Annotated in this window: 12 protein-coding genes; 10 read left to right on the plus strand and 2 right to left on the minus strand. The window is 66.5% G+C overall.

The features are described from left to right. Positions 1 to 236 precede the first annotated feature (236 nt). On the plus strand, positions 237 to 545 hold the full coding sequence (locus FIU83_RS17450) for a serine O-acetyltransferase (protein WP_172976050.1): 309 nt from the start codon (positions 237 to 239) through the stop codon (positions 543 to 545). Here the strand turns inward: FIU83_RS17450 and FIU83_RS07635 are convergent. Together FIU83_RS07635 and FIU83_RS07640 are read right to left on the minus strand one after the other, a co-directional pair. Beyond that, complete coding sequence (locus FIU83_RS07635) at positions 542 to 1249, minus strand: lipopolysaccharide kinase InaA family protein (RefSeq protein WP_152483500.1); 708 nt, start codon at positions 1247 to 1249, stop codon at positions 542 to 544. The two genes, FIU83_RS17450 and FIU83_RS07635, sit on opposite strands and share 4 nt — an antisense overlap. 26 nt (positions 1250 to 1275) lie before the next feature. Further along, positions 1276 to 2343: a glycosyltransferase gene (locus FIU83_RS07640; protein WP_152483501.1), complete on the minus strand. Its 1068-nt coding sequence runs from the start codon at positions 2341 to 2343 to the stop codon at positions 1276 to 1278. A gap of 116 nt (positions 2344 to 2459) precedes the next feature. On the opposite strand from FIU83_RS07640, the gene FIU83_RS07645 reads away from it, so the two are divergent. The 9 genes from FIU83_RS07645 to FIU83_RS07685 all read left to right on the plus strand — a co-directional run bounded on the left by FIU83_RS07645 (position 2460) and on the right by FIU83_RS07685 (position 14349). Further along, positions 2460 to 3467, plus strand: a complete 1008-nt coding sequence (locus FIU83_RS07645) for an NAD-dependent epimerase (RefSeq protein ID WP_152483502.1) — start codon at positions 2460 to 2462, stop codon at positions 3465 to 3467. A 463-nt stretch (positions 3468 to 3930) separates the two neighbouring features. Then, positions 3931 to 5265, plus strand: coding sequence for a UDP-glucose/GDP-mannose dehydrogenase family protein (locus FIU83_RS07650; RefSeq protein WP_152483503.1), 1335 nt, complete (start codon positions 3931 to 3933; stop codon positions 5263 to 5265). 31 nt (positions 5266 to 5296) lie between these two features. Beyond that, positions 5297 to 6565: an O-antigen ligase gene (locus FIU83_RS07655; RefSeq protein ID WP_152483504.1), complete on the plus strand. Its 1269-nt coding sequence runs from the start codon at positions 5297 to 5299 to the stop codon at positions 6563 to 6565. Positions 6566 to 7103: 538 nt separating this feature from the next. Beyond that, complete coding sequence (locus FIU83_RS07660; RefSeq protein WP_253939564.1) at positions 7104 to 8192, plus strand: polysaccharide export protein; 1089 nt, start codon at positions 7104 to 7106, stop codon at positions 8190 to 8192. Between the two features lie 21 nt (positions 8193 to 8213). Next, the gene (locus FIU83_RS07665; RefSeq protein ID WP_152483506.1) at positions 8214 to 10469 is read left to right on the plus strand and encodes a polysaccharide biosynthesis tyrosine autokinase; all 2256 of its coding nucleotides are present in this window, start codon (positions 8214 to 8216) and stop codon (positions 10467 to 10469) included. A 15-nt stretch (positions 10470 to 10484) separates the two neighbouring features. Further along, on the plus strand, positions 10485 to 11651 hold the full coding sequence (locus tag FIU83_RS07670; RefSeq protein WP_152483507.1) for a hypothetical protein: 1167 nt from the start codon (positions 10485 to 10487) through the stop codon (positions 11649 to 11651). A gap of 3 nt (positions 11652 to 11654) precedes the next feature. Then, positions 11655 to 12839, plus strand: a complete 1185-nt coding sequence (locus FIU83_RS07675; protein ID WP_152483508.1) for a glycosyltransferase family 4 protein — start codon at positions 11655 to 11657, stop codon at positions 12837 to 12839. Continuing rightward, entirely contained in the window at positions 12836 to 13492 is a 657-nt protein-coding gene (locus FIU83_RS07680) for a sugar transferase (RefSeq protein ID WP_152483509.1), read from the plus strand. The genes FIU83_RS07675 and FIU83_RS07680 overlap by 4 nt, the downstream gene beginning before the upstream one ends. Beyond that, positions 13489 to 14349, plus strand: coding sequence for an aldolase/citrate lyase family protein (locus tag FIU83_RS07685; RefSeq protein ID WP_152483510.1), 861 nt, complete (start codon positions 13489 to 13491; stop codon positions 14347 to 14349). Before FIU83_RS07680 ends, FIU83_RS07685 begins: the two co-directional genes overlap by 4 nt. Position 14350: the final 1 nt, after the last annotated feature.

Raw genomic sequence — 14350 nt, forward strand, 5'->3', positions numbered from 1 at the left:
AAGGAATGGGGTCCACTTCACAGGAAGAGGCCTTCAAGCCTGGTCAGCGCTGGTCCTGGTGGCGTCTCTTGCGGCATGTGTGCGCAGGCAAGCCAGCCGTTCGGGTCGCGACGCGTCTTCGCTTGGCGCAGTGGCTGCAGCATTCGGGGGCTCGAGGGGTGGCGCGGTGGATGTTCCAGGGGCTTGCCATGCGGTTCGGGGTCTACGTGGGGCCCAGGAGCGTCCTGGGAGCCGGAGTGCACTTTTCGCACCCGACGTCGGTGGTGATCGGTGACCGTCTGGTACTGGGCGAGCGCTGCCGGCTCTATCAGCAGGTAACCTTGGCCGGCGCCCCTGAGGGCGAAAAAGCGTTCCCGCGCCTGGGAAACGACGTTGTCGTTTATCCCGGTGCCAAGGTGATCGGCGAGGGGCGGGTCGGCAACAACGTGGTCATCGGTGCCAATGCCGTCGTGAATCGAGCTTTCGGCGACAATGTGGTGTTGGCCGGGGTGCCGGCACGTATCGTCAAGCGGCTCGACGCGGGAAGCGAGTCAGCTGCAACTTAGGCTATAGGCCATAGATCGCGCAGCAGCGTTTCGGCCTGCCGCCGATAGGTTTCCCCCCTGAGCTTGTTCACCGTCAACGATCGCTGAAGCGCCGGCCACTGGTCGGCGCTTTTCGTTGGCAGCCGACGCACGTGGGCATCGATCCAGAGAATCCCGCCGTGCTCGTCGAGCAGCAGGTTGTTGTAGTGCAGGTCTCGGTGCACGTAGCCGGCGCGGGCGAGCCGGGCCACGTCCCGACACAAGCGCTCGAGGAAGGCGAGACGCCCCGGTTCGTCGAGTTCCTCGAAGACCTCGCCGCCGGGCCGCGCGGTCTGCATATGCTCCATCAGCAACAACGAGCCGTTGCGGTTGCCGGGGTTGAGCGAGATTCCCCAGCCATGGCAGCGGGGCGTGGCGAGGCCGGCGCGGCGCAGGACCTGCAGGCTGAGATACTCCTTGCGGGCGTCGGACTGGCCCAGCCAGCGCTTCTCGAGGTAATCCCTCAGGAGCCACTTGAAGGGTGCTTCTCGCTTGTTGAACTTGTCCGGCACCACCTTGGCGAGGATCCGCCGGTTCTGCGAGACGTAGAAGCGGCTGCTGCCCACAGCCTCGAAGGCCTGGGTGGTCGTGGTGCTGGAGAGGGCGAGCCTGTCCGGCAGGCCGTTCGGGTGGACGACCAGATAACGGCGGCGCCTGTCATTGAAGGGGATATCCAGCAGTTTCACGTCAGATCCCGATGATGGGCTATTGATCACAGCGCCTCGAACTGGGGCAGCACGCTTTCCTTGAGGAACTGCCGGTAGTGGCGCTCCTCGATCTCGACCGGGGCCTGGTTCATGCGCGCGATCGCATCGGCCAGGCCCTTTTCGTTCTCGGGGGCGACAAGGAAATCGGCCAGCTCCTGGGTCAGGATCTCCCGCGGGCCGCTGGGGCAGTCCACGCTGATCACCGGGGTATGCAGCAGCAAGGCCTCGATGAGCACCCGGGGGAGCCCCTCGGCGTCGGAGGCGAGGAGCATCGCCTTGGCGCTCGAGATACAGGGGTAGGGGTTGTGATGATAGCCGGCGAGGGTCACCCGGTCGGCCAGGCCGAGCTCGACGATCTGCTTTCGGATGGCGGCCTCGTGCTCCGGCTTGCCCTTGCCCATGATGATCAACGGCGTGGCGACGCCGCTCTCGGCGTAGGCGCGCAGCAGCCGGTCGTGTCGCTTGCGGGGCTCCAGGGCCGCCACGCAGAGGAAGAACTCGCCCTCGGGCAGGTCGGTGGGCTCGGCCGCCATTGCCACGAAGGGCTCGCGCTCGTAGGGGTTGTAGATGGGAATGATCCGTTTGGCCTCGAGGCCCACCACGGCTTCCAGGTTCTCCTTCACGCCCTGGGAGACGGCGATGACCTGTCGCCCGCCGTAGAAGCGGCGCATCTTCGCGAAGGCGCGCTCGCGCTGCGTCGGATCGCTGAACTTGGCCGACACGTCGGACTTCACCCAGAAATAGAGGTTGGGGTGGCGCAGATGACGGGTGATCTTGTCGCAGGAGCAGGAGATCACCACGTCGGGGCGCCAGGTCCTCAGGGCGCGGGCGATGCGCGAGGCCTGCCATTTCTCGGTCAGCACCGTGGACGTGGCCTTGGTGAAGGGGGTGACCACGCCGAGGTTCTCGATCTCGAGGCCTTCGGGCAGGCGGTGCTCGATGCGCTCGCGCAGGGTGAAGACGATGACGTCGTGGCCGCGTTGGCGCAGCTGATCCGCCGTGTAGAGCAGCGACTTCTGGGCGCCGCCGCCGTAGAGGTCCTCGATGACGAAGGCGAAGCGTTTATGGGCCATGGAGATCTCGTGGCAAAAAATCTGCGCAAGGCTACCACACTGTGCCTGAGAAGTGGCGGGACGCGGCCATGAGAGGATTGCGTTACAATCCCGCCCGGCGCCATCAAGGAATTACCATGAAGCTCTTAATCACCGGCCTGGCCGGGTTCATCGGCCATGCCGTGGCCCGGCGGCTCTCCGGGCAGGGCCACGAGATCGTCGGGATCGACAATCTCAACCCTTATTACGATGTCTCGCTCAAGCAGGCCCGCCTCGATGATCTGGCGGGCTGCGACGACGTGCGATTCATCACGCTGGACCTGGCCGATCGCGAGGGCATGGCCGCGCTGTTCGCCGAGCACCGCTTCGACCGGGTGATCCACCTCGCAGCCCAGGCGGGTGTGCGCTACTCCCTGGAGAACCCCCACGTCTACGCCGACAGCAATTTGATCGGGCACCTGAACGTGCTCGAGGGGTGTCGACACACCGGCGTGGGGCATCTGGTCTACGCCTCCTCGAGCTCGGTGTATGGCATGAACGAGCAGGTGCCCTTCGCCACCGGGGACGGCGTGGACCATCCCATCAGCCTCTACGCGGCCACCAAGAAGGCCAACGAGCTGATGGCGCACACCTATTCCCATCTCTATGGCCTGCCGACCACCGGGCTTCGCTTTTTCACGGTCTACGGGCCCTGGGGCCGACCCGACATGGCCATGTTCAAGTTCACCCGCGCGATCCTGGCCGGCGAGCCGATCCAGGTCTACAACCACGGCGACATGGAGCGCGACTTTACCTACATCGACGATATCGTCGAAGGGGTCGTGCGCGTGCTCGACGTCATTCCCCAGGCCGACCCGCAGTGGCGGGCCAGCGACGACGGTCCGGACAGTTCCAGCGCGCCCTATGCGCTCTACAATATCGGTCATGGCAGTCCGGTGTCGCTGATGGCCTTCGTGCGCGCCGTGGAGGCCGCCACCGGCCGTGAGGCGATCTGCGACTTCCAGCCCATGCAGCCGGGCGACGTGCCGCGCACCTGGGCCGATACCGAGGCGCTCTTCCAGGCGACGGGGTACCGCCCGCGGGTCGGCGTTGAGGAGGGCGTCAGCAAGTTCGTGGCGTGGTATCGCGGGTTCTATGGGGTGTAGGACCGGTGTGGGAGAATGTGGGGTTATCGCTGGAGTTGGGTGAGTCGGGGGTGAGGAGTTGGTCGCTTGTAAAAGGCCCCTGCCAACCCCACCGCCGCTGCGCGGCGGATCGCGGTGCAAGCACCGCTCCTACAATAGTTCGGTGCCCCCACAATGGTTCGGTGCACCCACAATAGTTTGGTGCCCCCACAATGGTTCGGTGCACCCACAATAGTTTGGTGCCCTTTGTGGGAGCGACGCTTGCGTCGCGATGGCGCCGGAGGCGCCCGGCCAACCCCACCGTCGCTGCGCGGCGGATCGCGGTGCGAGCACCGCTCCTACAGGGATGGTGCGGTGCCGGTTCGACCGCCGCTTCGCGGCGAATCGCGACGCGAGCGTCGCTCCTACAGGGGGTGAGTCCCACTGGATGCGGGCGTCGCTATGACAAGATTTGATGACATCAGGATAGGTCAGGAGACAGGGAATGAAGATCACCATTTTTGGAACGGGGTACGTGGGCCTGGTGACCGGCACCTGCCTGGCCGACGTGGGTCATGACGTGCTCTGCGTGGATGTGGACGCGGACAAGATCGCTCGCCTGGAGGGCGGCGAGATTCCCATCTACGAGCCTGGGCTCGAGGCCATGGTGCAGGCCAACGTGGCGGCGGGACGGCTGCGCTTCACCACCGATCCCGAGACGGCGGTGGCCTTCGGGACCCTGCAGTTCATCGCCGTGGGCACGCCCCCTGACGAGGACGGCAGCGCCGATCTGAAGTACGTGCTGGCGGTGGCCGAGACCATCGGCCGCCACATGAACGAGTACAAGGTGATCGTCGACAAGTCGACGGTGCCGGTCGGCACCGCCGATCGCGTGCGCGCGACGGTGGCGAGGACCCTCGAGGCTCGGGGCGAGCGCCTCGACTTCGACGTCTGCTCCAACCCGGAGTTTCTCAAGGAGGGGGCGGCCATCGAGGACTTCACCCACGGCGCGCGGATCGTCGTCGGGACCGAGTCCGAGCGGGTGAAGGGGCTGATGCGCGAGTGCTACGCCCCCTACATCCGCCAGCAGGAAAAGCTGATGTTCATGGACGTGCGGGCGGCCGAGCTGACCAAGTACGCCGCCAACGCCATGCTGGCGACCAAGATCAGCTTCATGAACGAGATCGCCAACCTGGCCGAGCGGCTGGGCGCCGACGTGGAGCAGGTGCGCCGCGGGATCGGCTCGGATCCGCGCATCGGCTACCAGTTCATCTATCCGGGCTGCGGCTACGGCGGCTCCTGCTTCCCCAAGGACGTGCAGGCTCTGGCGCGCACCGCGGCCGACGTGGACTACCGGGCGGAGCTGCTGACTGCCGTGGAATCGGTGAACCGGCGCCAGAAGCAGACGCTGTTCGCCAAGCTCCAGCAGGCCTTCGATGGCGACCTGGCCGGTAAGACCATCGCGCTGTGGGGCCTTGCCTTCAAGCCCAACACCGATGACATGCGCGACGCCCCGAGCCGCACCCTGATGGAGGCGCTCTGGGAGGCCGGTGGCCGCGTGCAGGCCTACGATCCGGAGGCGATGCGTGAGTGCCGCCGCCTCTACGGCGAGCGCGACGACCTGGTGCTGGTAGGCGATCGCATCCAGGCGGTGAAGGGCGCGGACGCCCTGGTGATCTGCACCGAGTGGAAAGAGTTCCGCACCCTGGACTTTGCCTGGTTGAAGCAGCAGTTGGCCATGCCGGTGGTGGTCGACGGCCGTAACCTCTTCGAACCCGAGGCGGTGAAGGCCGCCGGGCTGCTCTACTTCGCCGTGGGGCGGGGCGACTCGCTGAGCTAGCGTTGTCGGGCTACGGCAGGACGGGACCCGCATGCGCTTCTCGCGCCCCTCGGCCGGGCGTGTCAGCAGCGTCGGGGTTTTCCTGCTGACGGCCCTGCCGCTGGTGCTCCCTTGGGGCTGTTGGCTCAGCGTCGGCTGGCTGGCGGCGGCCGGGCTGGTGGGACTGGGGCATCGGCGCTGTCGTCTCGAGCAGCTGACCCGGGCGGATCGCCTGCTGGCCTCTGCGCTCCTGTTGCTAGGGCTGGCCCAGCTCATCTCCTTGCTGATTGCATTCGACGCCGCCCGCGGCCTCCCCCCGGTGCTGGCGGTCTCCCTCGCCTTGCCGGCGCTGCTGCAGCTGCGCACAGCTCCTCCGTCGCCCGCCTCATGGTGGGGTGGCTTGGCGGTCGGTGGGCTGCTAACCGGGGCCTCGGCGCTGTGGCAGGTGCTGGTGGAAGGGCAGTCCCGTGCGCATGGCGTGGGACTCGATTCGATCCTCTATGGCAATCTCAGCCTGCTCACGGCTTTGCTATGCGTGGCCGGCCTGAGCGGGGCGCTGTGTCGGCACGACCGGATGTGGTGTGGGCTGCTGGTGCTGGGCGCCTGTGGCGGACTGGTCGCCTCGGGTTTCGCCGGTGCCCGCGGTGGCTGGGTCGCGCTGCCGCTGATGATGTGGGTCTTGCTGCGAGGCTGGCGACAGGGGCAGGGGCTTGCCCTACGCCCCCCGGCCTGGCGATGGCTGCTGTGCCTGCTGCTGGTCGTGCCGCTGGCGCTCTACCTGATACCGGAGACCCGGGTGAAGGGGCGGCTCGACGAGGCGGTGGCCGAGTTCCAGGCGCATGTCGCGCATCCCGAGAGACCGAGCTCGGTCAGCAGCCGCATCGCCCTGTGGCAGGGTGCCGGGCAATTGATCTGCGACAAGCCGGTGCTGGGGCATGGCCAGGCCGGTTTCCAGGACGGCATGGCCAGACTGATCACGAGGCCAGATTCTCGCTTCGGGACGCATCTACGGGAATTCTGGCATCCGCATCAGGACCTGTTGGATGCCTGGGTGCGGCGCGGCCTGCTTGGGCTCGTCGCCCTGCTGGCCCTCTACCTGCTGCCCTGGTGGCACTTCCGGGGCGGGCGTCGGAAAGATGCCTCAGGACATGCCGCCATGGCCATGTCCGGCGTGCTGGTGCCAGTGGCCTACCTGGGCTTCGGACTGAGCTATGGCTTTTTTGCCTATCCGGCCGGCGTCCTGATGTTCCTGGGATGGCTGATGGTGCCCTGGGTGCTGGTGGAGTCTCCCTCGCCGCATTCGTCCTCCCCGTCTGGCTGAGCAGACCCACCATCGTCGCGCTACCCACCGACGGCTCTTTCTGCATGCCGCTGGCAAGGTCTCATCTCCCGTCTGGCTGTCCTCCTGATTCTTTGGCATGGGCCTTCCCTGATACTTGATCAGCACCGTAACTGAGCGATGAAGGCGGTCTCGGTCATTCCTCACCTGTTGATCACTCTCCGCCATTCTTGAGCTTCAAGGCCGTCCCTGATCACCCGCGGTGGTTCAGGAAAACCGCAATGTGGCAGGTCTGTGAATTTGTAAGCTGAAGTTGTCTTTCTGAAAACACAAAGTATCAATTTGTATCCCGAAGTCTGGTGAGCAGAACGACGGGACGCGAAACCCGCCAGCGGCGGGTGGTGGTGACCTTGTGTCGGCGGAAAGGGGCTTCGGGGCGATGCCAGACGACATCCTCGGGGCGGTAGCGTGGCCGAACATAACGGGGGATGTCGTGATGATCATGCAAGCGGTATACGCGGGTGACCAGTTCAGCACGGGGGCAGGAAAGCAGTTTCGCTGGCGGCTTCGGGTGAGGGGGATGGTCACGCTGGCAGTTCTGCTGCTGCTCGGCGGTTGTGCCATCGCCCCCGGGGGACATATCGACGAGGACGAGATCGGTGAGTCGATCGACGCGCGGGTCGACCTGGAACCGATCACGCCACAGCTGGTGGCGGCCATGGCCCCGGTTAGGGAGTCGCTGTCGCGACCGGCCTCGAGCGAGCTGCGCCGGGCGGTCGAGTCCTACGAATATCGCCTGGGGCCGGGCGATGTGCTGAGCATCATCGTCTATGACCATCCCGAGCTGACCATTCCCGCGGGTGCCGAGCGTGAGGCCGCGGAGACGGGCAATCGTATCCGCCCCGACGGGACCATGTTCTATCCATACGTGGGCCGGGTAAAGGTGGCCGGCATGACGCTGGAACAGGTACGTCGTCTAATCACTCGGCGACTCTCCACGGTGATTACCGACCCTCAGGTCGAGGTGGGCGTGGCGGCCTTCCGCTCCCAGAAGGTCTATGTCAGCGGGGCGGTCGAGACTCCGGGGACCCTGCCGATCACCATCGTGCCGATGACCATTCTGGATGCCATCAGCGAAGTGGGCGGGGCCAACCCGAATGCCGACTGGCACAACATCCTGCTGGTGCGTGATGGACGCGAGCAGCGCCTGTCGCTCTACAGCCTGCTGCGCCAGGGCGACCTGAGCCAGAACCAGCTGCTGCGTGATGGCGACATGCTGCACGTGCCGACCTCCGAGAACCAGAACGTGGTGGTGCTGGGACAGGTCCGTCGTCCCGGGGCGATCGCCCTGGGCAATGAGCGCATCACCCTGACCGATGCGCTGGCCCGTGCCGGAGGCGTCAACGAACTGCGCGCCGAGCCTTCCGGCATCTTCGTGGTGCGGGGCCATGCGATGGAGAGCGAAAAGCTGGCGACCGTCTACCAGCTCGATATCAGCGATGCGACCCGGCTGATGCTGGGCACCCGTTTCCCGCTTGAGCCCCAGGACGTGGTCTATGTGACCTCGGCGCCGCTGGCTCGCTGGAACAGCGTGATCAGCCTGCTGCTGCCGACCCTCACCTTCCCCGGCGATATCGCCAGCTCGGCCGACGAGGTCGGTCAGCTCTAGCCCCTGCACGAGGCCATCGTCATGTCCGTATTCCCGAGTCATCCGGGGGCGACGCCGCCCCCTCAGGAGAGCCCCGACATCAGCCTGGGCAAGCTGGTCTCGGCCATGCTGGATCACAAGTGGATGATCCTGCTGACGGCCCTGCTGTTCTTGCTTGGCGGCTATTTCTATGCCAGCTCGCAGCCGAGAATCTATCAGGCCGATGCGCTGATCCAGATCGAGAACCGCGGTGCCGGGCTCGGGGTATTGGACAGCCTGGCCGTGGGCAATCAGATGGCCAATCCGACCTCTGCCGAGATGGAGATCCTGCAGTCGCGGCTGGTCATGGGCGATACCGTCGATCGTCTCGATCTGGCGATCGAGGTCGAGCCGAGACGACTGCCCTGGGTAGGTGACTTTCTGGTTCATCATGGCATGACGCGGGCATGGGTCGAACGGTTGACGCCCAGCGCCTTGCTGGAGGAGTTGCCCTGGGTCGATGCCCGGCTGGTCGATGGATTCGTCTGGCACGATGAAACCCTGGAGGTCAGCCGTTTCGAGATTCCGCCGGCCATGGTTGGCCGAGAGCACCTGCTGAGGGTGACCGGTCCCCGAAGTGTGGAGCTGTGGCAGGGGGGGCAACGCATCCTCGCCGGCGACATCGGCGATACCCTGCAGGATGACAGCGGCTACCGGCTGTTCATCGGGCGACTGGAGGCCCACCCCGGGGCGGAATTCACGGTTCGGCGCGTCTCCCGGCTGAGCGCCATCGGCAAGCTGCAGCAGCGTTTCACCATCGTGCCTCGGGGCAATGGCTCGGGGGTCTTCCAGCTGACCCTGAATGGCCCGGACCAGCAGCGCATCGACCGTATCCTGGCCACCATCACCGGTGTCTTCCTGACGCAGAACGTCCAGCGCCAGTCAGAAGAGGCGGAGAAGCAGCTGGCCTTCCTGGACGCCCAGATTCCTCAGGTCAACGAGCAGCTCACCGCCGCGGAGAACCGGCTCAACACCTATCGGGCGGAGCGGGACTCCGTGGACCTCAACTTCGAGACCCGCAACCTGCTCAACAGCCTGGTCGAGGTGGAGAACCAGTTGACCGCGCTGTCCCTGACGGAGTCGGACCTGGCGGAGCGGTTTCGTCCCGGGCATCCCAACTACCAGGCACTGCTGCGCCAGCGGGCTCAGTTGATGCAGGAGAAAGCGCGTCTCGAGGCGCAGGTGAACCTGCTGCCGGAGACCCAGCAGGAAGTGCTGCGAATGACCCGCGACACCGAGGTGAATCAGCAGATCTACGTGCAGCTGCTCAACCAGCGTCAGGAGATGCGACTGCTCAAGGCCGGTACGGTGGGCAATGTGCGTATCCTCGACGAGGCGGTCCTGCTCCGGGGCACCATTGCCCCGAAGGTGGCCCTGGTCTCCATTGCCAGCGCCCTGTTCGGAGCCCTGCTGGCCATGGTGGTCGTCGTATTGAAGTTGGTCTTGAGCCGTGCGGTGGAGTCACCCGATCAGTTGGAGGAGCTGGGGCTGCCGGTCTATGCGGTGGTACCGGCCTCCGACCAGCAGACGCGCCTGGCACGACGCATCCGTTCCCGTCAGGCCAGCCAGGGGCAGAACGTCTTTCGGGGCCTGCTGGCCGATCGCGATCCCAACGAGGTGGCGGTCGAGTCGCTGCGTGCCCTGCGCACCAGTCTCTACTTCGCCATGCTCGAGTCGGGCGACAACCGCCTGATGATTGCCGGCGCCAGTCCCGAGGTCGGCAAGAGCTTCGTCTCGGCGAACCTGGCAGCGGTATGTGCCCAGGCGGGGCAGCGGGTGCTGCTGGTGGATGCGGACATGCGCCGTGGCCACCTGCATCACGCCTTCCACGAGCGCGGGGACAACGGTCTCTCGGACCTCCTGGCCCAGCGCATCGGCATCGAGGATGCCATTCGCTCCACCGCGATCGAGGGCCTTGACTATATCGCCCGAGGCAGCGTGCCCCCCAATCCCTCTGAACTGCTCATGCAGCGGGGATTCCATGACTTCCTCGAGGCGATGAGCCGTCGCTACGAGCTGGTGGTACTGGACACACCGCCGGTGCTGGCCGTGACCGATGCCACCGTGGCGGGCAAGCTGGCGGGCACCAGCCTGCTGGTGGTGCGCTATGGCCGGAACAGCCTTAAGGAGGTGCGTGCCGCCAAGCGTCGCCTGGAGCACGGGGGGGTCAGTCTGAAGGGCACCATCCTCAACGGCATCGAGAAGACCGCCACGGGCCGCTACGGCTATGGCGACAGCTACCTCTATGCCTATCGTTGAGGGGGAGGGCGTCGAATGAATCCGCTCGGTGGGGTGTTCCTGTTCCTGGGGCTGTCACTGTCGTCGTTCTATCTGTTGCCTAGCGGCCTGCCCCAGCCGGGCGACATCCTCCTGCTGCCCTTCATCGCCATCATGCTGCTGATGTCGCTGAGAGACGACCGGGGCCTGATGCAGCACCCCTTCGTGCTGGCCTGGCTGGCCATGGTCGTCTGGGTCACCCTGGTCAGCCTGGGGTGGAGCGTGATCGACCAGGACGCGGGCTATCTGCGCTATCCGCTCTTCTTCCTCTTCAACTTCCTGCTCGGGGCCGGACTGCTGCGCTTCCTGACCGCCGTGCCCGAGGGCATTCGGTGGGTTCGCCTGGCGGTGATGATCGCGCTGCTGGTGGCCTTCGGCGGTGTGGTGCTGGACCTGGCCCTGGGTCGGATCAGGGCCACCGGGACCTTGAACAATCCTAACCAGCTGGCCTACTTCTCGCTGTGTGCGCTGGTGATGCTGCTGGCCAGTCACGGCTTTCGTCTGCCGCTGCGCCCGCTGCCCATGGCGGCCATGGGAGCCGCCGTGACGAACATCCTGGCGGCTTCATCGCTGGCGGCCATGGGGGGGCTCTGCCTGGTGATGCTGAGCTGGGCCCTGTTTCACCTTGGCCGGCTTCGCCATCTGCTGAGGCTGGTGCTGCTGGTGCCGCTGCTGGTGCTGGCGCTGGTGGGGTTCGATGCCTGGACCGGCGGGAGAGTGGAGCAGAACATCACTCAGCGCTTCGAGCGGGCGCCCGACAAGGTCGAGGGCATCTACGCCCACCGCAAGTATCAGCGCATGGTCGAGTTCCCGGGCTACAACCTTCTCGGGGCGGGGGAGGGCAACACGGAGCGCTTCCGGCCCTATCACGGCAACGAGATCCACTCGTCGTTCGGCACCATGCTGTTTTCCTATGGAGTGCCGGGGCTGGCGCTGTTCCTGTCCGTCCTGCTGGCCGCGGTGTGGCGAACGCCTCCCCACGTCTGGCTGGCCCTCTCGGGACCGCTGCTCTATTCGGTCACCCACAACGGCCTGCGTACCACGCTCTTCTGGTTGGTGCTGGTGGTGCTGTGGCATAGCCAGCGTCACTTTCGCGAGCAACAGGCTGCGGCCCGTCCGGCCCCAAGCGCGAGCGTGAGTTTCCCCTGGTCGACGGAGTCCTGACGAATGGACACGAAGCTCTTCGAGGAGGCGGCTGAGGGGCCGGTAGGCAAGCTCGCCACCGCAACGTCCCGGGTGGAGGTGCTGATCGTGGCGGGCAATGCGCGATCGCTGATCGCCAATCGGGGGGATCTGATTCGCGAGATGCGGGCCCGTGGGCATGCAGTGGCGGCCGCCGTGCCGAGGGCCGACTACCTGCCCGAAGTCGAGGAGTTGGGGATTCCGGTGATCCCGCTGTCCATGGCGCGCGCCTCGCTGGCGCCTTGGCAGGATCTGCGGACCCTGGCCGAGCTGTGGCGGCTGATGCAACGACTTCGCCCTCGAGTGGTGCTCGGCTACACGGTCAAGCCGGTGGTCTACGGCAGCCTGGCCGCCCGGCTTGCCGGCGTGCCGCGGGCCTACTCGCTGATCACCGGGCTCGGCCAGGCCTTTGGCGAGGCCCGAAACCGACGTGCCCGGCTGCTGTGCGCCCTGGTCTCGTCGCTCTATCGTGCGGGGCTGGCCGGCAATCGCGCCGTCTTCTTCCAGAATCCCGACGACCAGAACGAGTTCCTGTCGCGGCGTATCCTCACGCCGCGCTCGCGCACCGTGCGCGTCGACGGGTCGGGGGTGAACCTTCTTGAGTATGCCCATTGTCCCTTGTCCGCGGGCCCCATGCAGTTCCTCTATGTGGGCCGGCTGCTTCGCGACAAGGGAGTGGATCAGTTCGTGGCGGCCGCCGAACGGCTCAAGCCTCTCTACCCGGAGGCACGTTTCGTGGTGGTCGGGCCTCATGATCCCGACCTGCCCCATGCCTGTGCGGCGCAGGAGGTGGCGGCCTGGAAGGCACGCGGGCATGTGGAGTTCGTCGGCGGGGTACGCGATGTCCGTCCCTGGCTCGCCTCCTGCCATGTCTTCGTCTTTCCCTCTACCTACCGGGAAGGCATCCCGCGCTGTGTGCTGGAAGCCATGGCCACCGGGCGCGCCATCGTCACCACCGACGCGCCGGGCTGTCGCGAGACGGTCGTTCCCGGCGACAACGGGATCCTGGTGCCGCCCCGAGACGTCGAGGCCCTGGCGGGGGCGCTGCGGGCCTTCCTGGAAGCACCGGAACGGGCGGTCCATATGGGCAGGGCGTCGCGGCGACTGGCGGTCGAGCGCTTCGACGTCCGCCGCGTGAACCGGGCGATGCTGGAGGCCATGGAGCTATGAGACCGCCCGCCGGCAAGCGTGCCCTGGACGTTACCGCCAGCCTGACCGCCCTGGTGCTGCTGGCCCCGCTGCTGGGTCTGCTGGCGCTCTGGGTGCGCCTGGACAGCCCGGGGCCGGTGCTTTTTTGCCAGACGCGGCTGGGCCGGAAGGGCGTGCCCTTCGCGCTCTACAAGTTTCGCAGCATGGTCGTGCGCGAGTCGATCGACCAGTACCGCGAGGCCGTGGTGGAGGCGGGGCGGGATCCCCGTATCACCCGGGCCGGACGTTGGTTGAGGGTCACCAGTCTCGATGAGTTGCCGCAGCTGTGGAACGTGCTGCGCGGTGAGATGAGTCTGGTAGGCCCGCGCCCGCTGCTGCCGGAGCAGCAGGCGGCGGTGCCAGTCCACCTGAACCGGCGCTTCATGGTCCTGCCGGGACTGACCGGGCTCGCCCAGGTGCGAGGGCGGCGCGGGTTGGCCTGGCCGGACCAGTTGGCCGCGGACTGCGACTATGTCGATGCCCAGAGCCTGTGGCGAGACCTCGTCATCCTGCTGGCCACGGTACGGGTGGTGTTCGCGGCGCAGGGGGTCTACGGCGGAGCGGGCAGCAACTGGCGCGCCTACCTTCCGGGGGAGGCCGCACGACGGGATAACGAGGAGGTGCCGGACGCATGATGGCCTTGAAGCTGATGATGATCACCGCCTGCCCCGAGGTGGCGGTGCTGGCCGAGCAGAACGGCGTGGCGCGCATCTTCATGGATCAGGAGGTGCTGGGCAAGGCGGCGCGTCAGGGGCACCTGGACACCCACCAGGCCTGTCACAGCCTGGCGCAGATCGCGGCGGTGGCTGGACGGCTGGAGCATGCCGAGCTGATGGTGAGGATCAATCCCCTGAATGCTCACACCGCCGATGAGGTATCGGCGGCGATTGCCCACGGTGCTCAGCGGCTCATGCTGCCCATGTTCACCACTTCCAGTGAGGTCCAGCGCTTTCAGGCGCTGGTCGCGGGCCGCGTGCCGGTGACCTACCTGGCCGAGACACCGGCGGCCCTGATTCGCCTCGCACACTGGCTGCCGCTGCTGAGGCCGGGGCACGACGAGGTGCATATCGGCCTGAACGACCTGTCGCTCGGTCTCGGCGTGGGGTTTCTCTTCGAGCCTCTGGCCGGCGGCATGATCGATGGCGAGGCCCGGATGCTCAACGAGGCGGGGGTTCGCTGGGGGGTCGGCGGGATTGGTTGCCTGTCAGGGAATCTGCTCCCCGCGGACTGGATTCTGGGCGAGCACGTGCGCCTGGGATCCCACTGGGTGATCCTGAGCCGTGCCTTCCACGGCGGGGCCGAGTCCCTGGAGGAGCTGGAGCGCAGGGTGGATCTGCCGGTGGAGATTCGGGCCCTCCGCCTGGCCGAGTCGCGCTGGCGCCGCGCCGATGAGGCGCGTCTCGAAGCCAACCATCGGCGCCTCGCGGAGAAGGTCTTCGAGATGGCCGAACCGCTGCAGGCACCCATGCAGCAAGTACCGTTGCAGCTATGAG

The sequence above is a fragment of the Halomonas sp. THAF5a genome, from assembly GCF_009363755.1.
Lineage (GTDB): Bacteria > Pseudomonadota > Gammaproteobacteria > Pseudomonadales > Halomonadaceae > Halomonas.